Raw genomic sequence first — 20,301 nt, forward strand, 5'->3', positions numbered from 1 at the left:
CCCTCACCCGGGCGGCGGACACGATCGCGGGCCGGTGCGGCCGGCCCGGGGCGGGCCCCGGCGGCCCCGGGCAAGACCCCGGGCAAGGCTGCCGGCCCGGGGCCGGGCGGCCGTGAACAGCCGATCCGCACCGCGTTGTCGGACCCGGATGCGACACTGGGCCGCACCATGAACGTCTCGACGAACGTCCCGCTCGGCGGGCCCGCTGAGCCGCTCGCCCAGCGGCTCGCCGAGCTGCGCGGACCGGCCCCGCAGCGCAGTCTGAACGCCCGCTCCCTCGCCGCGCTCGCCGCCAATCCGGGCTGCCACCGCCGCGCCGTGCTCGACGCGGCCGGGGTGGACAAGTCCGTGCTGGCCGCCCGGCTCGGCCGCCCCGCCCCCTTCGGCCAGTCCCCGTTCGCGATCGCCCGCGGCGTGATCTTCGAGTCCCGGCTGAAGGCGGACGACTACGCCCCGCTGCTGGAACCGCTCCGCCGCCACCTCGGCGTCCCCGCGGACGGCCACACCCCGCTGCTGGTGCCGGACCTGCTGCAGCGCTCCGGCCCGGCCGTCCGCGCCGACCGGACGGCCCAGGCGCTGGCCCTGGCCGCCGCCGACCCCGAGGCCTGGACGCTGCTGGACCACCCGCTGCTGCGCCTGGACGTGGCCGGCAGCACCGCCTACCTGGAGCCGGACGCGCTCGTGGTGCACGGCGGGCGGTGCACGGTCGTCGAGATCAAGTCCTTCCCGGTGCTGGACGGCAGCGCGGATCCGGCCAAGGTCGGCGCCGCCGCCCGGCAGGCCGCCGTGTACGTACTGGCGCTCCAGCAGGCCGCCGCCGCGGCGGCCGGGCAGCCGCTCGCGGACGACCCGTACACCGAGCAGCGGCTGCCGGGCAGCCCCCGGACGAGCGTGCTGCTGGTCTGCCCCAAGGACTTCGGCAACCGGCCGACCGCGGTCACCGTCGACGTCCGCCGCGAGCTGGCCACCACCCGCCGCCAGCTGAGCCGGATGACCGGCATCGGCCGGCTGCTGGACGCGCTGCCGGCGGGCGCGGACTTCGACCTGGCGGCCGAGGAGGACGGCGCCCCGGCCCGCAGCGCCGAACAGCTGGCCGCTTCGGTCGAGGCGGTGCCCGCCGCGTACAGCCCGGACTGCCTCTCCACCTGCGAGCTCGGCTTCCACTGCCGTGCCCAGGCCCGCTGCGGCGACCGGGTCGAGCAGCTCGGCCGGGGCGTGCGCGGCGAGCTGGGCAGCATCCGTACGGTCGCCGAGGCCCTGGCCGCCGCCGGCCCGAGTACACGCACAAGCACGGTCACCGGCACCGGCACGGGCGACCAGGACGGCGCCGGCGGCGCGGACGACGCGGCGGAGCGCCTGGCCTACGCGGCGGCCCTGCGCGCGGAGGCGCTCGGCGCCCCGGCGCCCGCGCGAGCACCGGGGACGGACGCATGAGCCTGCTCACCACCCTGGCCCGGCTGGAAGCCGTCCGCAGCGGCCGGGCCGAACCGCTGGCCACCGTCCGGCACCGGCACCTGTCCGACCGGCCGATGGTGCTGGTCCCGCTGACCGCGGCCGGCGAGTCCGGCGCGCCGCTGGCGGTGATGCTCGGCACCGACCGGGACGCGCCCCGGCTGCACCTGGTGCCGCAGCCGCTCAACCGCACCCTGCGGTTCGACTTCCTCGCCGAGCTGGCCGCCGACCTGCTGCCCTACCTGGAGTCCTTCGCCGACGACGTCGAGCAGATCGAGGGCTCAGAGAAGGACCCGGAGACCGGCGAGAAGACCCAGGTGTTCCGCGAACTGTGCGCGGACGCCCCGCAGCTGATCGTGCCCAACGGCGCGGGCGTGCACCACCTCGCCCTGATCGGCCGCTCGACCCGCTTCCGCCGCACCGTCGAGGACAACGAGCCGGGCCCCTACCCGGCGCCGGTCCGGGTGCCGCTGCTCGGCCGCTGGCTGACCCACCTCACCGACCGCGCCCAGGTGCCCGGCTCCAGCCTGCTGCTGCCGATGACCGGCCTGCTGGCCCGGCACTGGGCCACCGGCCAGAGCCACCTGGAGGACCAGCACCTGGCCGCCCGGCTGGCCTGGCACCGGCCGCCGCCCGGCCTGACCGGCGCGGAGGCGGCCGAGCTGGCCGAGTCGGCCCGGGACGAGCACGGCCAGCTGCTGCACCCGCCGGCCGGCCCGGCCACCGACCCCCGCTTCGACGAGTCCGTGCTCGCCCCGGCGATCACCCGCTACGACTCCGCCGTGGGCGCCCTGCAGCACAGCACCGAGCAGCGCGACGAGGCCGCCGCCGAGCGCGCCCGCGCGGCCGTGCGGGCCGCGGTCGAGCAGCTGCAGGCGGTGCTGACGGCCGTCCTGCTGCCCACCTGGCGGGACGTCTGGCAGGGCCTGGACCTGCTGCGCACCCTGCCGCCGGCCGGCCACCTGGAGGAGCGCTGGACCGGCGACCGCTGGTCCTACACCGGCCACCGGGACCGCCTGGCGGCCGGCGAGCCGCCGCAGCCCCGGCAGGACGACGCCGTCACCGCCGCCCGAAAGCTCGCCCAGCGCGAGCGCGAGCAGGCCCGCCTGGACGTCCAGGAGGCGCTGGACGACCCGCTGGCGATGGCCGAACACCGGCTGGCCGGCGAGGCGTTCAGCGGCGTGGTGACCGAGGTGGTGCCGGACTGGGACACCACCGGCCGCTCCCCCAAGCCCCGCCCGCTGGTCACCCTGCGCACCGCCGACCGCCCGCACGCGGACCTCGGCAAGGAGGTGCACCGGGTGCACGGGCCGTCCGCACAGAAGGCCGAGGTCGTCGCGGTCGACGCCGCCGAGGGCACCGTCACGCTGCGGGTGCTGTCCGGCATGGGCCGCAAGAAGGAGCCCGAGCCGGGCAGCCTGCCGGAGCCCGGCGAGCCGGTGACCTTCACCCTGTTCGAGTTGACGGTCCGCCAGTCCGCGCCGCTGCCCGAGCCGGACGACACCCCGTGGACCCACGGCGGCCCGCCCGGGGCCGCGCCCGCACCCGCCCGTTCCACCGCCGAAGACCCGTCCGCCTCCGAGGAGTGGGAGTGATGGCCGAGCCGTCGTCCGCCCTGCCCGAGCCCCCCGGCGCGGCCGCCGACGCCGCCGTGGCCCGCATCCTGGCGGCCACCGTCCACCCGCCGACCGGCGCCCCGCGCGGCGTGGTGGTGGACTCGCCGCCCGGCGCCGGGAAGTCGACGCTCGTGGTGCGGGCCGCCCGCGAGCTGGTCGAGGCCGGCGAGCGGCTGATGATCGTCGCCCAGACCAACAGCCAGGTGGACGACCTGGTCGGCCGACTGGCCGAGAAGGCCCCGGAGTTGACGATCGGCCGACTGCACGCCGCGGACACCCGGCCCGGCCCGGAGGTGCTGAGGCACGCCAACGTCACGCCCTCCGACAAGGTCGCCGACCTGGTCGAGCACGACGTGGTGATCTCCACGTCGGCCAAGTGGCAGTGGGTGCGCACCGAGGCGCCGTGGCGGCACGCGATCGTCGACGAGGCGTACCAGATGCGCTCGGACGCCCTGCTCGCGGTGGCCCGGCTGTTCGAACGGGCGCTGTTCGTCGGCGACCCGGGCCAGCTGGACCCGTTCACCGTGGTCGGCACCGAGCAGTGGGCCGGCCTGTCGTACGACCCGTCCGGCAGCGCCGTGGTCACCATGCTGGCGCACAACCCGCAGATCGCGCCGCACCGGCTGCCGGTCTCCTGGCGGCTGCCCGCCAGCGCGGCGCCGCTGATCTCGCGGGCCTTCTACCCGTACACCCCGTTCCGCTCCGGCACCGGCCCCGACGACCGCCGGCTGACCGCCGCCGTCCGCCCCGACGGCTCGGCCCTGGACGCGGTGATCGACCGGGCCGCCGAACACGGCTGGGCGCTGCTGGAGCTGCCCGCCCGGCACACCGTACGGACCGACCCGCAGGCCGTGGCCGCGGTCGCGGCGACCGTCCGCCGGCTGCTGGAACGCGGGCTGACGGCCCACTCCGAGCAGGGCGAGGCGCCGCTCACCGCGGACCGGATCGCCGTCGGCACCGCCCACCGCGACCAGGCGGCGGCGGTGCGCGCGGCGCTGCTCAGGGCTGGCGTCCCGGTGGACGGCGCGGCCGGGCCGGCCGTCACGGTGGACACCGCGAACCGACTGCAGGGCCGCGAGTACGACGTCACCGTGGTCCTGCACCCGCTCTCCGGCCGCCCAGACGCGACGGCCTTCCACCTGGAGACCGGTCGGCTCTGCGTGCTCGCCTCCCGGCACCGGCACGCCTGCATCGTGGTGGCCCGGGCCGGGATCGCCGAGCTGCTGGACGAGCACCCGTCCACCGAGCCGGTGCAGTTGGGGGTCCCGGTGGCCTTCCCGGACGGCTGGGAGGCCAACCACCAGGTGCTGCACCACCTGAGCGGCCACCGGGTCCACCTGCGCTGAGCGCCGGGTCAGTCCTCGGTCTCGCAGACGGCGTAGGCCACCACGGAGCCTCGCTCCGCCTGGGCGCTCCACCCGGTCGCGTCGGCCGTCGGCGCGTTGACGCGGACCGGGCCGTCCGTGTCGGGGCGGAGCCGGTAGCCGCCGCCGGTCAGGTGGGTGCCGGGCGGGCAGGTCGCCGTGGAGAGGCCGCCCGGGGCGCTCGGTGGGCCGGTGACCACCTTCGCCGTCTCGGCGGCGAAGGCCGCCGGGGCCGCGGCGAGCGAGACGGGCAGGGCGAGCGAGAGGGGCAGGGTGAGGGCCGCGAGGGCTGCTCGGAGGCGCACGGGGACTCCCGGGTCGTCTGGGGTGACTGGATGCACCAGGACCAACCGGTTCGCATGCGACCAGGTCACGTCGCGCCCGTAGCGCGCCGCCAGCGCGCGCCGGGGAATAGCGCCCGCACGCGCACCGTTCCGTTACCGGCCGTCGCCGCGAGACAATGGACGACGGCCACAACCCGGGCGGCGCAGCCCGGAGCAGCTCCGCCCCGCCCACCGAGACCCCGGAGGTGTCCGTCCATGCCCGACTCCCCTGCAGAGTCGACCGAGCCGACCAGGCGTCGGCGCCCGGCACAGCTGCTGTTCGAGCCGCAGTCCGCCGAACCGGAGCCGGAACGATTCTTCGACCTGGAGTCGATCGCCGACCCCGCGGAGCTGCTGCGCCGCTCCACCGAGCTGGCCCTGGCCTTCCGGGCGGCCGCCGAGCGGGCCACGGACTTCCAGGCGGTCGCCGCCGCGCAGCTCGCCGACCCCCGCCGCTTCGACGCGCTGTCGGACGCCGAGATCGCCCTGCGGGCGGACTGGACCCCGGACTACGCCGCCAAGATGATCGAGTACGGCCGCACCCTGCTCCAGCCGCGCCGCCACGAGGACTGACCGTCGGGCCGCTGGCATATGCCAGCGGCGGAGGGTACGCGACGCCACGCCGCCGTGTCCGGCGAACGGCGCTTTCCGCCACACCGGGGCGGCGAACGGCGCAGGCTGCTGCGCGTGGACATCTGGACGCACCAGTCGGTGGAGTACGTCAGCGCGGCCGGGGAGGCCTGGCTCGCCTCCGCCAGCGAGTACCCGCGCAGCATGCGAGCCCTCTGGGAGAGCCGCCCGTGGGCGCCCTCGGTGCTGCCCTGCGGGCGGGCCTTCGACGTGATCAGCATGCCGGCGCTGTTCGGCCGCCGGGTGCTGGACGAGCTGTGGGCCTCCGGGCCGGGCTGCGGCCCGGTCGCGAGCCACCGGGGGCGGACCCTGCTGTTCGTCCAGCCGGGCGCGGCGCCCCGGCTGCGCCGGCTGCTGGCCTGGGAGGAGTGGGCCCGGGACGTGCCGCCGCTGCTGTGCCACGGCAAGGGCGACACGGTGACCGTGCCGCCGCTGCAGCGGATGGTGAACAGCCCGGACTCCCCCGGCCGGGGCGCCGGCCGCTGGATCATCGCCCCGGAGGACCGCGAGCCCTGGCTGCCCGGCGCCTCGGTGGTGCTGTGGGCCTGCGTACGGGCGGCGCGGGAGCCGGGCGCGCCGGTTCCCGCCGGGGCGGCGGTCGTGACCGGCGGGTGAACGGAGGAAGGCCGGTATTCGATTTTGGCTGGGCCGCGCGGCGCTGCTAGAGTCTTCTCTGTCAGCAGGCGCCGCTAGCTCAGTTGGTTAGAGCAGCTGACTCTTAATCAGCGGGTCCGGGGTTCGAGTCCCTGGCGGCGCACAGACAGCCGGAAGGCCCCGGAGCGGACGGCCCGGTCGGGCTCAGCGGCCGCGCAGCGCGCGGTAGCGGGCGACCAGCTCGGCGGTGGAGCTGTCCAGTTGCTCGGCGCCCTCGCCGGTCAGCAGCACCGGCTCGATCCGCTTGGCGAGCACCTTGCCCAGCTCGACGCCCCACTGGTCGAAGGAGTCGATGTTCCAGATCGCGCCCTGGACGAACACCTTGTGCTCGTACAGCGCGACCAGCTGGCCGAGCACCGAGGGGGTCAGCTCGCCGGCCAGGATCGTGGTGGTCGGGTGGTTGCCCTTGAAGGTCTTGTGCGGGACGAGCTCGGCCGGCACGCCCTCGGCCGCGACCTCCTCCGGGGTCTTGCCGAAGGCCAGCGCCTGGGTCTGGGCGAAGAAGTTGGCCAGCAGCAGGTCGTGCTGGGCGACCAGGCCCGGGAGCAGGTCGGCGACGGGCTTGGCGAAGCCGATGAAGTCGGCCGGGATCACCTTGGTGCCCTGGTGCAGCAGCTGGTAGTAGGCGTGCTGGCCGTTGGTGCCGGGGGTGCCCCAGACCACCGGGCCGGTCTGCCAGTCCACCGGGGTGCCGTCGCGGGTCACCGACTTGCCGTTGGACTCCATGTCCAGCTGCTGCAGGTAGGCGGTGAACTTGGACAGGTAGTGCGAGTACGGCAGCACCGCGTGCGCCTGGGCGTCGAAGAACGCGCCGTACCAGACGCCCAGCAGGCCGAGCAGCAGCGGGACGTTCTCCTCCGGCGGGGCGGTGCGGAAGTGCTCGTCGACCAGGTGGAAGCCGTCCAGCATCTCGCGGAAGGCGTCCGGGCCGATCGCGATCATCAGCGAGAGGCCGATCGCCGAGTCGTAGGAGTAGCGGCCGCCGACCCAGTCCCAGAACTCGAACATGTTGGCGGTGTCGATGCCGAAGTCGTGCACGCCCTGGGCGTTGGTGGACAGCGCGACGAAGTGCTTGGCCACCGCCTCGGTGCCGGCGCCGAGGCCGTCGAGCAGCCAGTCGCGGGCGGAGACCGCGTTGGTGATGGTCTCGATGGTGGTGAAGGTCTTCGAGGCCACGATGAACAGCGTCTCGGCCGGGTCGAGGTCGCGGACGGCCTCGTGCAGGTCGGCGCCGTCCACGTTGGAGACGAAGCGGACGTCGAGGTCGCGCTTGGCGTACGAGCGGAGCACCTCGTAGGCCATCGCGGGGCCGAGGTCGGAGCCGCCGATGCCGATGTTGACGACGGTGCGGATCGGCTTGCCGGTGTGGCCCTTCCACTCGCCGCTGCGGACGCGGTCGGCGAAGGCGGCCATCTTGTCGAGGACCGCGTGCACGGCGGGCACCACGTTCTCGCCGTCGACCTCGACCACGGCGCCGCGCGGGGCGCGCAGCGCGGTGTGCAGGACGGCGCGGTGCTCGGTGTTGTTGATCTTCTCGCCGCGGAACATCGCGTCCCGCAGTGCGGCGACCCCGGTGGCGGCGGCGAGCTCGCGCAGCAGCTCCAGCGTCCCGTCGGTGACCAGGTGCTTGGCGTAGTCCACGTGCAGGTCGCCGACCTGCAGGGTGTAGCGGCGGCCGCGCTCCGGATCGGCGGCGAACAGCTCGCGCAGGTGGGTGTCGCCCAGCTCGGCACGGTGCTTGGCCAGGGCGGCCCACTGGGGGGTGCGGTCCAGCGGGGTGCGGGCGTCGGCGCGGGTCTCCGACATCGGTGGGTCCTCGATTCATCTGGGTGCAGAAACCGGCAGGGCCAGGCGGTGAGGCCCGAACAGTCAGGGTCTCTGTGTGCGAGGTCGTGGCGGTACTGGTGGTGCGCCGACTCCGTTGACGGCCTGCCCGGGTTCAGCCTATGCAACCCCGGAGGGGGCCGCGCACATTCCGGGCCGCGGTGAGCGAACCCCTCGTCACTTCCGTTCCGAGCGCAGGTCCAGCCCGCGCAGCACCTGGTCGACCAGCTCCGGATCGGCGCCGAGTTCGCTGCGGGCGGTGAGCATCTCGCGCCGGGAGGCGGCGATCATCTCCTGCTCGACGTCCCGGGCGGCCCGCCACTGGGCCAGGCGCAGCTTGGCCTCGGCGGCCTCCTCCTCGGCGTAGTCCTCCGGGCAGAGCCGGGCCAGCCGGTCGTGCTGACGGTCGCGCAGGCGGTCGGCGACCTCGGCCGGCAGCCGGTCCTGCTCCTCCAGCTCGCCGAGCCGCTTGAGCCCGGCCTTGGCGGCCCGCCACCAGAGCTGACGGACGGCCTGCTCGTGTTTGTCCTGGTCGATGTCCAGCTCCAGCCGCTTGGCCAGCCAGGGCAGGGTCAGGCCCTGCACCAGGAGCGTGAAGAGCACCACGCTGAAGGCGATGAAGACCAGTCGGCCGCGCTCGGGGAAGTCCGCGCCGGAGTGCAGGGTGAGCGGGATGGCGAGCGCCAGGGCGACGGTGGCCACGCCGCGCATGCCGGACCACCAGAGGACGACGCTCTCCTTCCAGCTGAACGGGGTGTCCTCCTCGTCGCCGCTGCGCAGTTTCTTCGACAGCCAGCCGGCCGGCAGCAGCCAGAGCAGCCGGACTAGGACGACCACGACGATCACCACGGCGGCGTCGCCGATGAAGCCGGTCCAGCCCCGGCCGGCCTCCTTGAGCACGGTGGCCAGCTCCAGGCCGATCAGGCCGAAGGCGACGCCGGTGATCAGGATCTCGACCACCTCCCAGAAGGCGTTGCCCACCAGCCGGTAGGAGACCGCGTCGGCGTCGGAGGCCCGTTCGGCGAGGTAGAGCGCGCAGACCACGACGGCGAGCACGCCGGAGCCGTGGATCTCCTCGGCGATGGTGTAGGCGGCGAAGGGCACCAGCAGGTTGAGCGCGACCTGCTGGGTCGGGTCGTCCAGGCGCTCGGCGAGCTTGGCGTTGACCCAGCCGAGCACCACGCCGACGATCACCGCCAGCACCGCGGACAGGACGAAGCGCAGCACCGCGTGGCCGACCGAGAAGTCGCCGCTGACCACGGCCTCGATGGCCAGCGAGTAGATGACGATCGCGGTGACGTCGTTGAAGAGCCCCTCGCTCTCCAGGATCGCCACCAGGCGGCGGGGCAGGCCGACACTGCCGGCCACCGCGACGGCGGCGACCGGGTCCGGCGGGGAGACCAGTGCGCCGACCGCGATGGCGGCGGCGAGCGGCAGAGCGGGCAGCAGCCAGTGCACCGTGCCGGCCACCGCAACCGTGGTGACCACCACCAGGGCGACGGCCAGCAGCAGGATCGAGCGGACGTTGGCCTTGAAGTAGCGCACCGAGGAGCGCCGGGCGACCGCGAAGATCAACGGCGGCAGGACGAGCGGGAGGATGAGCTCGGGCTCGATGGAGACGTCCGGGATCTGCGGGACGAGCGCCATGACGATGCCGAGCAGGGTCATCAGGACCGGTTGGGGCACGCCCGTCTTTCGCCCGAGCGGCATGGTGACCACGGAGGCGAGCAGCACCAGGAAGAACAGGGGCAGCTGGCCCACGGGGAGGTTCCTCTCGACGACGGACGGCTGAGCGCCGTCCAGGATAAATCTGACAATGCGCCCATTAGTGAAGACTCGCCGAACGACGGGTTGACCTCAAGCGCACTTCAGGTCCGAGGATCGGGAGCGGTCGAGCAGTCGAGCAGTCGAGCAGTGGAACGGTCGAGCAGTCGAGCAGTGGAACGGCCGAGCAGTCGAACGGTCGAGCAGCCGAGCAGCGGTCGAGAGGGCGGGAGCAGACATGAAGGCGGTCACCGTGACGGAGTCCGGCGGTCCGGAGGTCCTGCGGGTCACCGAGGTGCCCGACCCGGAACCCGGCCCGGGCGAGGTGCGGGTGCGGGTGTACGCCGCCGGGGTGCAGCCGGTGGACCTCGCGATCCGGGAGGGGTTCCGGCCGCCGGGGCTGGCGGTCGAGCCGCCGTTCGTCCTCGGCAACGAGTTCGCCGGGGTGGTGGACCGGCTCGGGCCGGACAGCGGGGGCTGGGCGGTCGGCGACGAGGTGCTGGGCTTCCGGGTGCTGGACGGCCACGCCGAGCTGGTCACGGTCGACGCCGCCCAGCTGGTGGCCAAGCCGGCCGGGATGCCCTGGGAGCAGGCCGGCTCGCTCTCCGCCTCCGGCCAGACCGCGCACGTGGCGCTCACCCTGCTCGGGGTCGGCCCCGGCGACACCGTGCTGGTGCACGGCGCCTCGGGCGGGGTCGGCACGGTGGCCGTCCAGCTCGCCCGGGCCTGGGGCGCCACCGTGATCGGCACCGCGAGCGAGCGCAACCACGACTACCTGCGCGAGCTCGGCGCGATCCCGGTCGCGTACGGGGACGGGCTGGTCGAGTGGGTCCGGGCGGCGGCGCCGCAGGGGGTGAGCGCGGCCTTCGACGCCGCCGGGCGGGGCGCCCTGGAGGCCTCGGTCGAGCTGGTCGCCGACAAGGACCGGATCGGCACCGTGGTCGACTACCCGGGCGCCGAGCGGCTGGGCGTACGGGGGCTGCGGGCGCCGCGGACGGCCGAGCGGCTGGCCGAGCTGGTCCGACTGTGGGAGTCGGGCGGGCTGCGGCTGGAGGTCGCCGAGGCGCTGCCGATGGAGAAGGCCGCCGAGGCCCACCGGCTGGTCGGCACCGGGCACGTGCGGGGCAAGGTGGTGCTGACCATGTGAGCCCCCGGGGCCCGCGCACAGGCACCTCCCGGGCCCTGTTGGCCCTGCCGGGCCTCCTCCGGACCGATTGTGTGTTTCGGCTGCTGACCAGGTAATGTTCTCCACGTCAGCAGGCGCCGCTAGCTCAGTTGGTTAGAGCAGCTGACTCTTAATCAGCGGGTCCGGGGTTCGAGTCCCTGGCGGCGCACAGACAGCCGGAAGGCCGGGCACAGGTCATTGCTGCCACCGCGGCCCGCTGACAGGCTGGCCGCATGAGAGCACGCAGCGTGCTGGTCGTCCTCTACGAGGGCGTGCAGAGCCTCGACGTGACCGGCCCCGTGGAGGTGTTCACGGGCGCGGGCGCCGCCTCCGGGCGGCCGGACGCGTACCGGGTGGTCACGGCCTCGCAGGGCGGCGGGCCGGTGCGCAGCTCCGGCGGGCTGCGGCTGCTGCCGGACCTGGACCTCGCCGAGGTCGGGGCGGGCGGGACCGGGGCCGCCGGGATCGGGCCGCTGCACACCCTGCTGGTCCCCGGCGGGCCGACCACCGAGCGCCCGGACGGCGCACTGGTGGCGCGGATCCGGGAGCTGGCGGGACGGGCCGAGCGGGTGGTGTCGGTGTGCACCGGGGCCTTCCTGCTCGCCGAGGCCGGGCTGCTGGCCGGGCGCCGGGCGACCACGCACTGGGCGCACTGCGAGGCGCTGGCCCGGCGGTACCCGGACGTCGAGGTGGACCCCGATCCGATCTACGTCCGGGACGGGCACATCGCCACCTCGGCCGGGGTCACCGCCGGGATCGACCTGGCGCTGGCCCTGGTCGAGGAGGACTTCGGACGGGAGACCGCGCTGCTGATCGCCCGTCACCTGGTGGTCTTCCTGCGCCGGCCCGGGAACCAGGCCCAGTTCAGCACCCAGCTGGCCGCCCAGGTGGCGGCCCGGCAGCCGCTGCGCGAGGTGCAGCGGTGGATCGCCGAACACCCGGAGGCCGACCTGTCGGTCGAGGCGCTGGCCCGCCGCTCGGCGCTGTCCCCGCGGCACTTCGCCCGCGCCTTCGCCGCCGAGGTCGGGGTCACCCCGGGCCGGTACGTGGACGGGGTCCGGCTGGAGGCCGCCCGCCGACGGCTGGAGGACACCGCCGAGGGCATCGAGGAGATCGCCCGCGACTGCGGCTACGGCACCCCGGAGGCGATGCGGCGCGCCTTCGTCCGGGCCCTGGCCGCCCCGCCCGCCGAGTACCGACGCCGCTTCCACCCGAGTCACGACGGAGGACACTGATGCGCATCGCCTTCCTGCTGTACGACGAATTCACCGCCCTGGACGCGGTCGGCCCGTACGAGGTGCTGTCCCGGATACCCGGCGCCGAGGTGGTGTTCACCGCCGCCCGGCGCGGCCCGGTGCGCACCGACATGAAGAGCCTGGCGCTGACCGCGGACCTCGCGCTGGACGAGGTGGACTCGGCGGACCTGCTGCTGATCCCCGGCGGGCCGGGGACGGAGGCCCAACTGCCCGACCAGGCCCTGCTGGAGTGGGTGCGGGCCGTCGACGCGACCACCACCTGGACCACCTCGGTCTGCTCCGGCTCGCTGCTGCTGGGCGCCGCCGGGCTGCTGAAGGGGCGCCGGGCCACCTCGCACTGGTACTGCCTGGAGCAGCTGGCCGGGTTCGGGGCGGAGCCGACCGGCACCGAGCGGGTCGTGCTGGACGGGAAGTACGCGACCGCGGCCGGCGTCTCGGCCGGGATCGACCTCGCGCTGTCGCTGACCGGCCGGGTGGCCGGGGACGCGGTCGCGGAGGCGATCCAGCTGGTCATCGAGTACGACCCGCAGCCGCCGTACTCGGCCGGTTCCACCGCGACCGCGTCGGCCGACCTGATCGCCCGACTGAAGGCGAACGCGCTGGAGGTGCGCTGACCCCGCACCGGCCGGATGCCCGCTAGCCGCGCACCGGCGGGAAGGCGTGGCGGCGGGCGCCGATGACCACGGCGAGGGCGGGGAACAGCAGCGCGAGGACCGTCCAGGGCAGGGCGCCGGTGCCGAGGGCGCTCAGGACGACGCCGCCGACCACCCCGCCGCCCGCCATCGCGACGTTCCACAGCGTCACCAGCACGGCCTGGGCGGCGTCCGCCTGCTCGCCGCCCGCGTCGCCGAGGGCGGTCTGCAGCAGGGTCGGGGCGCCGCCCCAGCCCAGGCCCCAGAGCGCCGCGGCGGCGTACACCAGCGGCGCGCTGCCGGACCACACCGCAAGGACGCCCGCCGTCACCGCGACCAGCAGCGCGCCGCCGATCGTCAACTGCCGCAGCCGGCGGTGGATGTGGGCCCCGGTGAGCCAGATGCTCGCCAGCGAGGCCAGGCCGAAGACCAGCAGGACGGTGCCGGTGGCGTCACCGAGGCCGGCCCCGTCGAGGAAGGGCGCGATGTAGGTGAACAGGATGGTGTGCGCGAGCACGTAGAGCACCGTCACGCCGAGCACCGGCACCACGCCGGGCACGGTGAGGGCGTGGCGGACCGGGGTGCGTTCGCCCGCCGACTGTCCCGGCTGGCCGGGCAGCAGCGCCGCGATCCAGCCGACCACGCCGACCGCCAGTGCCGTCATGGCCAGGAAGGGCACCCACCAGGCGAGCATCCGGCCGAGGAAGGTGCCGATCGGCACTCCGAGCGACAGCGCCACCGGCACTCCCGCCATCGCGACGGCCATCGCCCGGCCCTGCTGCTCGACCGGCACCAGCCGGCGGGCGTACCCGGCCAGCAGCGCCCAGGCGAGACCGGCCGCGACGCCCGCGAGGAAGCGGGCTGCCATCGTGAGCGTGTAGTCGGTGGAGGCCGCGGTCACCGTGTTGGCCACGGCGAAGCCGGCCATCGCGGTGAGCAGCAGCCGTTTGCGGTTCCAGCCGGCGGTGGCCGCGGTGAGCGGGATCGCGGTGGCGGCGGTCCCGATCGCGTAGACGGTGACGGTCTGCCCGGCGGCCGACTCGCTGACGCCGAGGGCCTCGCCCATCCCCGGCAGGACGCCGGCGGGCAGGGTCTCGGTGAGCGCGGTGACGAAGACGGCGGTGGCCAGGGCGAGCAGGGCGGGGAGCGGGAAGGACCTGCTGGATACCGGGGTGGTGAGCTGTGTGGTCGCCATGGGGACCATGGTTGGACCTGACACGGGTGTGAGGTTCAACCGTGGCCGCCGTGGACGTCGGGTCAGCGCCCGGCCCGGTGTGGATCCCGCTCTGCGGTGTCAATGCTCCGGCGCGATTCGGGACGCCCCCGCAGCCCGTCCCGGTTGCCGGGTGTGACACCCCGTCGAAGGATGGAGGGGTGACCCCGCCCGGCTACCTCCGCCACCCCCACCTGCACGGCGGCCTGCTCACCTTCACCGCCGAGGACGACATCTGGATCGCCCCGCTGGACACCGCCGGCGCCGTCGCCGGCCGGGCCTGGCGGGTCACCTGCGACCGCACCCGGGTCAGCCACCCCCGCTTCTCCCCCGACGGCACCACCCTCGCCTGGACCGGCTGGCTGAGCCTGGCCCCCGAGGTGTGGACCGCCCCCGTCGACGGCGGCGAGGCCCGCCGGCTCAGCTTCTGGGGCAGCCAGGACACCCGGGTCCGCGGCTGGCTGCCGGACGGCGAGGTGCTGGCCGTCACCTCCTTCCACGAGCCCTTCGGCCACTACACCTGGGCGCACGCCCTGCCGCCGGACGGCTCCCCCGGCCGCCGGATGCCCTGGGGCCCGGTCGGCGACGCCCAGATGAGCCGCGAACGGACCGTCCTGCTCACCGGCGCCGCCCCGCACGAGCCCGCCGCCTGGAAGCGCTACCGGGGCGGCGCCGTCGGCCGGCTCTGGGCGGACGGCGAGCAGATCCTGCCCGAGCACACCGGACACCTCGCCTCCCCCATGCCCGTCGCCGGCCGGGTCGCCTTCCTCTCGGACCACGAGGGCATCGGCAACCTCTACTCCTGCCGCCCCGACGGCACCGACCTGCGCCGGCACACCGACCACGCCTCCTACTACGCCCGCGAGGCCGCCACCGACGGCACCCGGATCGTCTACCAGCACGCCGGGGACCTCTGGCTGCTCGACGGCCTGGACGCCCCTGCCCCCCGCCGACTGCACGTCCCGCTCGGCGGCGCCCGGGCCGGCCGCCGCCCGTACCAGGTCAGCGCCGCGACCCAGGTCAAGGACCTCGCCTGCGACCGGACCGGCCGGGCCGGGGTCGTCACCGTGCGCGGCAGCCAGTACTGGCTCACCCACAAGGACGGCCCGGCCCGCGCGCTCGCCGACACCCCCGGGGTGCGGACCCGGCTGCCGGTGCTGCTCGGCCACACCGGCGAGGCGGCCTGGATCACCGACGCGCAGGGCGCCGACGCGATCGAGGTGATGCCGCTGCCCGGGCACGAAACGACCGAGCGGCACCGCCACCGGGTGCTCGCGGCCGGCCGGCTCGGCCGCGTCCTGGAACTCACCGCCTCCCCCGACGGCAGCCGCCTCGCCGCCGCCTCCTCCGACGGACGGCTGCTGCTGGTCTCCGCCGCCGACGGCGAGGTGCGCGAGCTGGCCGCCTCCGGCTACGGGCCGGTCTCCAGCGCCCGCTTCTCCCCCGACTCGCACTGGATCGCCTGGTCCCAGCCGGTCGCCGGGCGCTCGCTGCGCCGCATCCGGCTCACCCGCACCGACGCGCCCGCGCCGACCACCGAGGTCACCGACGGCCGCTTCGAGGACGAGCAGCCGGTCTTCACCCGGGACGGCCGCTACCTGGCCTTCCTGTCCTGGCGCGGCTTCGACCCCGTCCACGACGTGCACACCGGCGACCTCTCCTTCCCGCTCGGCTGCCGCCCCTACCTCGTCCCGCTCACCGCCGACACGCCCTCGCCGTTCGCCGCGCCCGTCGAGGACGGCGCCCCTCCCGGGGACGGCGGCGACGGCACCGTCCGGGTCGACCCGGAGGGCATCGGCGAGCGGCTGCTGCCGTTCCCGGTGATCGCCTCCAAGTACTCGGCCACCGACGCGGTGCGCGGCGGGCTGGTCTGGCTGCGCTGGCCGATCTCGGGCACCCTCGGGCAGACCTTCGCCAGCCCGGAGGACACCTCCGGCCGCCCCTCGCTGGAGCACTTCGACCTGGCCCGGGGCACCCGCACCACGCTGGTGGACAAGCTGGACGGCTACGCCGTCTCCGGTGACGGCGGCACCATCGCGGTCTACTCGGCCGGGACGCTCCGGGTCGTCCCGGTCGCCGCCCCCTCCGCCGGCACCGCCGTCGACCTGCGCCGGATCACCCACACCGTCCACCCGGCCGCCGAATGGCGCCAGGCCTACCACGAGGCCGCCCGGATCGTCCGGGACCAGTTCTGGGACGAGCGGATGTCCGGCCTGGACTGGCCCGCCCTGGTCGCCCAGTACGAGCCGCTGCTGGAACGCGTCTGCTCACCCGACGACTTCGCCGACCTGCTGCGCGAACTCCTCGGCGAACTGGGCACCTCGCACGCCTACGTCACCCCGTCCCGCCGCGCCGAGGGGCCCTCGCTCGCCCAGCAGCCGCTCGGCCTGCTCGGCGCCAACGCCCACCGCTCCCCCGAGGGACGCTGGCTGGTCGACCGGGTGCTGCCCGGCGAGTCCTCCGACCCGCGCGCCCGCGCCCCGCTGGCCGCCCAGGGCGTGCGCGACGGAGACGAGTTCGTCGAGGTCGGCGGCCGGCCCGTCGACCCGGTGCGCGGCCCGCTGCCGCTGCTGGCCGGCACCGGCGGCACCACCGTCGAACTGGCCCTGCGCAGCGGCCCGGACGGGCCCCTCCGGCGGATCGCCGTCACCCCGCTCACCGACGAACGGCCCATCCGCTACCAGGACTGGGTCGCCAGACGCCGCTCCCTGGTACGGGAGTTCAGCGACGGCCGGTGCGGCTACCTGCACATCCCGGACCTCGGCGGCTCCGGCTGGGCACAGTTCAACCGGGACCTGCGGCGCGAACTCGACAAGCCCGCGCTGGTCCTGGACGTGCGCGGCAACGCCGGCGGCAACGTCTCCGAACTCGTCCTGGAGAAGCTCACCCGGCACGTCCTCGCCTGGGACTTCACCCGGGACCGCCAGCCGGTCCGCTGGCCCCGGCACGCGCTGCGCGGCCCGCTGGTCGCCCTCGCCGACGAGGCGACCAGCTCCGACGGTGACGTGATCATCGCGGCCATCAAGCTGCTCGGGCTCGGCCCGGTGATCGGCAGCCGCACCTGGGGCGGGGTGGTCGGGATGACCGGGCGGCACACCCTGGGCGACGGCACCCAGATCTCGGTGCCGAAGAACGCCTCCTGGTTCGACGGCGGGCTCGGCTGGTCGGTGGAGAACCGGGGCGTCGAACCGGACGTGCACGTGCTGCGCAGCCCGCGCGACTGGGCCCGGGGGCGCCACCCCGAGCTGAGGACCGCCGTCCAGCTGGCCCTGGAGCTGCTGGAGGACGCGCCCGCCGCCGTGCCGCCGCCGGAGTCCACGCCCCGGCCGGACCTGCGGCGCCCGCCGCTGCCGCCGCGGGCGCGGTGAACCGTCGGGCCGGGCCCGGCGGGCTGCTCGGGCCGGTCCCGGTCCCTGGCCGGTCTCGGTCCCAGGGGTTTCCTCGGGGACGGCTCAGTCCCAGGGGTCTCCCTCGGCGGTCATGTTCTCGGCGGCGCGCCGGTCGGCCTCCTCCTGCGCGAGCCGGTCCCGGGCCGCCCGGTCCTGCAGCTCGCGGGAGCGCTCGACGTCGTCACCGAACGCGTCGGCGGCCTCGTCGTGGGCGAGGGCGGCCCGCTGGGCGGCGTCCTCGCCGGTGGCCTCGTGCTGCGGCGGCCGGTGGAACAACCTGTCGAAGATGCCCATGACTCCTCCTCCGGAGGCAATGTCGGGATACCGGGCTGCCCCCACTCTCACACCGGCTCCGGACGGACGCACGTTGAGTCCTTGGTCCCGGCCGGAACGCGTCGAAGGACCGTAGCCGGGGGCGCGCGGCGGGCGGAGGGTGGCGGTGTGAGGAACTCGACCGAGGAACTGCACGACGGACCGCGCCGGCGGGTCGGCCCGCTGGCCGCACTGGGCGGGCGGCTGCCCGGCACGCACGACCTGCTGCTGATGCAGTGCCCCGGCTCGCTGCGGCCCCTCGCGGGCGGGGAGCTCCCGGACTGGGCACGGGCGGTGCTGCGGGCCCACCCCTGGGTGACGGTCGGCCGGGCGCCCGCCGTCGTCGGCACCCCGGTGGACCTGCCGCACCCGCAACGCTGCACCCGGGACCCGGAGGCGGCACCCGAACTCTGGTTCCCGGTGACCGTACGCGGCCCGCGCCCCGGGCAGCGGCTGGACGCGCTGGCGCCCTGGGCGGCCGTCGCCCGGACCCTGCGGCCCGAGCAACTGGCCGGACGGCGCGAACGGCTGGCCCCGGAACGGCTCACCAGGATCCCCGCCCTCGCCCTGCTGCCGGAGGTCGGCCGCCTGGTGGCGGACCACCGGATGCCCTGGGGCCCGATCGGCGCCGCCGGCTACGAGCTGGGCAGCGGAGTCCCGGTGGCCGGGCCACTGAGCCCGCTGCGGCTGGTCCTGCGCGCCCCGCAGCCGGTCAGCCGCCGCGACGCGCTGCAACTGCGCCGGGCCCTGAGCAGGCTGCCCGTGCCGGTGCAGGCCGAACTGGAGACCAGGCACGGCTCGGTCCAGCTGACGGAGTACGCGGCCGGGCAGCACACCCTCACCCTGCTGACACCGTACGGCCCCCGGGAGGTCCACGACCCGTGGTTCCCGTTGCGTGATCCTCAGCGACTCTTTGGCTGAGTCTCTTCCTGCTTCGTCGATCGCAGCCAACTCGGGTGACGCTGAGCAACCGCCTATTGACGCTGAATCACCCGATACGCCATGGTCGTGGAACCGTGTGGAATCCCTTCGCACCGGAGGCAACAATGGCTCTCAAGTTCCTCGGGATCTACCCCAATACCCCCGATGACGGCTCGCCGACCATCTGGCTGGACGAAGCCAACGGCGATCTGGTGATCCAGTCCTGGAAGGCGGACGAGGCCACCATCAGGGAGGCCCAGGAGGTCGGTTCCATCCCGGGGCACTCCACGGACGTGCCGGACCACGAGACCGTGATCCGGCTGCCCGCGAACATGATCCAGTTCCTTCCCCGGTCGGACAGTGAGGTCAACGACGGTGGTAACAGCGGTTCGTGAGCAGCTGGCGAAGGCCCAGCACTCGGCGGTCCATCTGGAGATGCGTGACAGCTACATGCTGGACGACCCCGAGTTCATCGCGTGGCAGGCCGGCAAGCGGCTCGACCCCGCGAACCGCGAGTCGTGGTGGCGCTCGTGGCTCGATGTTGTGGTCGACGCCACCTCTCGCGGGGTCACCATGCGCCGCCTTCGGGTCGTCTCCGAGCCGGTGACCGACTACATCCGCTACGAGTACGACGTGACGTTCCCCAACGTCGAAGCGGGCGAGGACGTCCGCTGGCTGCCCCGCTCCCGCGCCGGCGATCTCCTGCTGCCCGGTCTGGACGGCTGGGTCATGGACGAGCAGATCGTGATCCTGCACCACTTCACCGGCGATGGGCAGTGGGCCGGGCCCCGCATGGAGGTCCGAACCGACCCTGCCTTGGCGAAGCAGTACTTGGCGGCGTACGAGGCCGCCTGGGAGCGCGCGATTCCGCACGCGGAGTACCAGCCCGTCTGAGTCGGCACTCCACACCATGGCCCTCTCACCGTCGTCAAGCGTCCAACGTGCCCGCCAGGATCTCGCCGATCGCCTCGGCGAGATCCAGCGGGATGCCGGTCTCAAGGGCACTGAGCTGGCTGCCGCTTGCGGCTGGTACCCGTCCAAGGTGTCCCGGCTGTTGAACGCGCACACCCCTCCCTCCGAAGACGACATCCGGCTCTGGTGCCGCGCGTGTGGTGCCGAGAGCCGGATCGCCGACCTCATCGCCATGCTGCGAACCGTCGCGGGCATGTTCGTTGAGTGGCGGAGGATGGAACGCACCGGCCTGAAACAAGCACAAGAGGCCCGGTTACCGCTCTACGAGCGAACCCACCGCTTTCGCGCTTACTCGTCGTGGCTGGCGCCCGGCCTGATCCAGACTCCCGGCTACACCACAGCGGCTCTTCGGGCGATCCAGCAGCGGCGAGGGCTGACCGACGACGTAGCGGCGGCAGTGGCCTCCCGGATGGCGCGCCAGCGGGTGCTGCACGAAGGTGATCGACGATTCGCCTTCCTGATCGAGGAATCGGTCCTGAGATGTGGAATCGGAGGGGCCGCTGTGATGCAGGATCAACTACACCACCTCATGACCGTTGGCCTGCTGCCCAATGTCAGTCTCGGTGTGGTGCCCACGGGCGTCGATCGCATGCGTTGGCCGACCGAGGGCTTCTGGATCTACGACGCTGCACAGGTGAACGTCGAGCTGATCTCCGGCTATCTGACCATCACACAACCCAGCGAAATTTCGCTCTACGCCGAGGCTTTCGCCGAGTTGGCCACACTGGCACTTCACGGGGCTGCCGCACGCGGGTTGATCACCGCGGCCATCGACGCACTCACGTGATCCGCGCAAACCGGCGTGGAATCTCAT

General features: G+C 74.5%; 18 protein-coding genes and 2 tRNA genes. 15 read left to right on the forward strand and 5 right to left on the reverse strand.

Going from position 1 to position 20,301, the window contains the following annotated elements:
- Positions 1-168 precede the first annotated feature (168 nt).
- The 3 genes from OP86_RS26565 to OP86_RS26575 are packed head-to-tail and all read left to right on the forward strand — an operon-like array spanning position 169 to position 4,414.
- Positions 169-1,434, forward strand: a complete 1,266-nt coding sequence (locus tag OP86_RS26565; RefSeq protein WP_033333512.1) for a hypothetical protein — start codon at positions 169-171, stop codon at positions 1,432-1,434.
- Entirely contained in the window at positions 1,431-3,047 is a 1,617-nt protein-coding gene (locus OP86_RS26570) for an ATP synthase subunit B family protein (protein WP_030260337.1), read from the forward strand. Before OP86_RS26565 ends, OP86_RS26570 begins: the two co-directional genes overlap by 4 nt.
- On the forward strand, positions 3,047-4,414 hold the full coding sequence (locus tag OP86_RS26575) for an AAA family ATPase (protein WP_030260338.1): 1,368 nt from the start codon (positions 3,047-3,049) through the stop codon (positions 4,412-4,414). Before OP86_RS26570 ends, OP86_RS26575 begins: the two co-directional genes overlap by 1 nt.
- A gap of 8 nt (positions 4,415-4,422) precedes the next feature.
- Here OP86_RS26575 and OP86_RS26580 read toward each other — a convergent pair whose 3' ends face one another.
- On the reverse strand, positions 4,423-4,737 hold the full coding sequence (locus tag OP86_RS26580; RefSeq protein WP_030260339.1) for a hypothetical protein: 315 nt from the start codon (positions 4,735-4,737) through the stop codon (positions 4,423-4,425).
- A gap of 234 nt (positions 4,738-4,971) precedes the next feature.
- Here OP86_RS26580 and OP86_RS26585 point away from each other — a divergent pair, with 234 nt between their 5' ends.
- The 3 genes from OP86_RS26585 (at position 4,972) to OP86_RS26595 (ending at position 6,142) form a co-directional block, all read left to right on the forward strand.
- On the forward strand, positions 4,972-5,328 hold the full coding sequence (locus tag OP86_RS26585; RefSeq protein ID WP_030061951.1) for a hypothetical protein: 357 nt from the start codon (positions 4,972-4,974) through the stop codon (positions 5,326-5,328).
- A gap of 114 nt (positions 5,329-5,442) precedes the next feature.
- On the forward strand, positions 5,443-6,000 hold the full coding sequence (locus OP86_RS26590; protein ID WP_033333534.1) for a bifunctional DNA primase/polymerase: 558 nt from the start codon (positions 5,443-5,445) through the stop codon (positions 5,998-6,000).
- Positions 6,001-6,068: 68 nt separating this feature from the next.
- Positions 6,069-6,142: transfer RNA gene (locus OP86_RS26595), tRNA-Lys, on the forward strand.
- A gap of 41 nt (positions 6,143-6,183) precedes the next feature.
- Here the strand turns inward: OP86_RS26595 and pgi are convergent.
- Both pgi and OP86_RS26605 read right to left on the reverse strand, forming a co-directional pair.
- Positions 6,184-7,845 carry a glucose-6-phosphate isomerase gene (pgi, locus tag OP86_RS26600; RefSeq protein ID WP_030061949.1) on the reverse strand — a complete coding sequence of 554 codons (1,662 nt, stop codon included), beginning with the start codon at positions 7,843-7,845 and terminating at the stop codon, positions 6,184-6,186.
- Between the two features lie 195 nt (positions 7,846-8,040).
- Entirely contained in the window at positions 8,041-9,624 is a 1,584-nt protein-coding gene (locus OP86_RS26605; RefSeq protein WP_030260348.1) for a Na+/H+ antiporter, read from the reverse strand.
- Positions 9,625-9,865: 241 nt separating this feature from the next.
- Here OP86_RS26605 and OP86_RS26610 point away from each other — a divergent pair, with 241 nt between their 5' ends.
- The 4 genes from OP86_RS26610 (at position 9,866) to OP86_RS26625 (ending at position 12,662) form a co-directional block, all read left to right on the forward strand.
- A complete protein-coding gene (locus OP86_RS26610) occupies positions 9,866-10,774 on the forward strand; it encodes an NADP-dependent oxidoreductase (RefSeq protein WP_030260350.1) in 909 nt (302 codons plus the stop codon).
- Positions 10,775-10,887: 113 nt separating this feature from the next.
- Positions 10,888-10,961: transfer RNA gene (locus tag OP86_RS26615), tRNA-Lys, on the forward strand.
- Positions 10,962-11,025: 64 nt separating this feature from the next.
- Positions 11,026-12,027 carry a GlxA family transcriptional regulator gene (locus OP86_RS26620; protein ID WP_030260351.1) on the forward strand — a complete coding sequence of 334 codons (1,002 nt, stop codon included), beginning with the start codon at positions 11,026-11,028 and terminating at the stop codon, positions 12,025-12,027.
- Positions 12,027-12,662: a DJ-1/PfpI family protein gene (locus tag OP86_RS26625; RefSeq protein ID WP_030061943.1), complete on the forward strand. Its 636-nt coding sequence runs from the start codon at positions 12,027-12,029 to the stop codon at positions 12,660-12,662. The genes OP86_RS26620 and OP86_RS26625 overlap by 1 nt, the downstream gene beginning before the upstream one ends.
- A gap of 22 nt (positions 12,663-12,684) precedes the next feature.
- Here OP86_RS26625 and OP86_RS26630 read toward each other — a convergent pair whose 3' ends face one another.
- Positions 12,685-13,884, reverse strand: coding sequence for an MFS transporter (locus tag OP86_RS26630; protein WP_033333514.1), 1,200 nt, complete (start codon positions 13,882-13,884; stop codon positions 12,685-12,687).
- Between the two features lie 170 nt (positions 13,885-14,054).
- Between OP86_RS26630 and OP86_RS26635 the strand changes: the two genes are divergently transcribed.
- Positions 14,055-17,261, forward strand: coding sequence for a S41 family peptidase (locus OP86_RS26635; RefSeq protein WP_030260353.1), 3,207 nt, complete (start codon positions 14,055-14,057; stop codon positions 17,259-17,261).
- Positions 17,262-17,345: 84 nt separating this feature from the next.
- Here OP86_RS26635 and OP86_RS26640 read toward each other — a convergent pair whose 3' ends face one another.
- Positions 17,346-17,576 carry a hypothetical protein gene (locus tag OP86_RS26640; RefSeq protein ID WP_030060215.1) on the reverse strand — a complete coding sequence of 77 codons (231 nt, stop codon included), beginning with the start codon at positions 17,574-17,576 and terminating at the stop codon, positions 17,346-17,348.
- Between the two features lie 147 nt (positions 17,577-17,723).
- Here OP86_RS26640 and OP86_RS26645 point away from each other — a divergent pair, with 147 nt between their 5' ends.
- The 4 genes from OP86_RS26645 (at position 17,724) to OP86_RS26660 (ending at position 20,274) form a co-directional block, all read left to right on the forward strand.
- Complete coding sequence (locus tag OP86_RS26645) at positions 17,724-18,515, forward strand: phosphoribosyl-dephospho-CoA transferase MdcG domain-containing protein (protein WP_051830702.1); 792 nt, start codon at positions 17,724-17,726, stop codon at positions 18,513-18,515.
- A 125-nt stretch (positions 18,516-18,640) separates the two neighbouring features.
- The gene (locus OP86_RS26650) at positions 18,641-18,910 is read left to right on the forward strand and encodes a hypothetical protein (protein WP_030060217.1); all 270 of its coding nucleotides are present in this window, start codon (positions 18,641-18,643) and stop codon (positions 18,908-18,910) included.
- Entirely contained in the window at positions 18,891-19,409 is a 519-nt protein-coding gene (locus OP86_RS26655; protein ID WP_033333517.1) for a DUF6879 family protein, read from the forward strand. Before OP86_RS26650 ends, OP86_RS26655 begins: the two co-directional genes overlap by 20 nt.
- A gap of 16 nt (positions 19,410-19,425) precedes the next feature.
- Positions 19,426-20,274 carry a helix-turn-helix domain-containing protein gene (locus OP86_RS26660; protein WP_030060219.1) on the forward strand — a complete coding sequence of 283 codons (849 nt, stop codon included), beginning with the start codon at positions 19,426-19,428 and terminating at the stop codon, positions 20,272-20,274.
- Positions 20,275-20,301: the final 27 nt, after the last annotated feature.

This window comes from Streptomyces novaecaesareae (genome assembly GCF_000716875.1).
GTDB classification, from domain to species: Bacteria; Actinomycetota; Actinomycetes; order Streptomycetales; family Streptomycetaceae; genus Kitasatospora; species Kitasatospora novaecaesareae.

Coding starts and splice junctions, on each gene's coding strand:
- OP86_RS26575 (WP_030260338.1), top strand. CDS start 3,047: ATGGCCGAGCCGTCGTCCGCCCTGCCCGAGCCCCCCGGCGCGGCCGCC.
- pgi (WP_030061949.1), bottom strand. CDS start 7,845: ATGTCGGAGACCCGCGCCGACGCCCGCACCCCGCTGGACCGCACCCCC.
- OP86_RS26625 (WP_030061943.1), top strand. CDS start 12,027: ATGCGCATCGCCTTCCTGCTGTACGACGAATTCACCGCCCTGGACGCG.
- OP86_RS26570 (WP_030260337.1), top strand. CDS start 1,431: ATGAGCCTGCTCACCACCCTGGCCCGGCTGGAAGCCGTCCGCAGCGGC.
- OP86_RS26660 (WP_030060219.1), top strand. CDS start 19,426: ATGGCCCTCTCACCGTCGTCAAGCGTCCAACGTGCCCGCCAGGATCTC.
- OP86_RS26585 (WP_030061951.1), top strand. CDS start 4,972: ATGCCCGACTCCCCTGCAGAGTCGACCGAGCCGACCAGGCGTCGGCGC.
- OP86_RS26610 (WP_030260350.1), top strand. CDS start 9,866: ATGAAGGCGGTCACCGTGACGGAGTCCGGCGGTCCGGAGGTCCTGCGG.
- OP86_RS26640 (WP_030060215.1), bottom strand. CDS start 17,576: ATGGGCATCTTCGACAGGTTGTTCCACCGGCCGCCGCAGCACGAGGCC.
- OP86_RS26630 (WP_033333514.1), bottom strand. CDS start 13,884: ATGGTCCCCATGGCGACCACACAGCTCACCACCCCGGTATCCAGCAGG.
- OP86_RS26650 (WP_030060217.1), top strand. CDS start 18,641: ATGGCTCTCAAGTTCCTCGGGATCTACCCCAATACCCCCGATGACGGC.
- OP86_RS26565 (WP_033333512.1), top strand. CDS start 169: ATGAACGTCTCGACGAACGTCCCGCTCGGCGGGCCCGCTGAGCCGCTC.
- OP86_RS26620 (WP_030260351.1), top strand. CDS start 11,026: ATGAGAGCACGCAGCGTGCTGGTCGTCCTCTACGAGGGCGTGCAGAGC.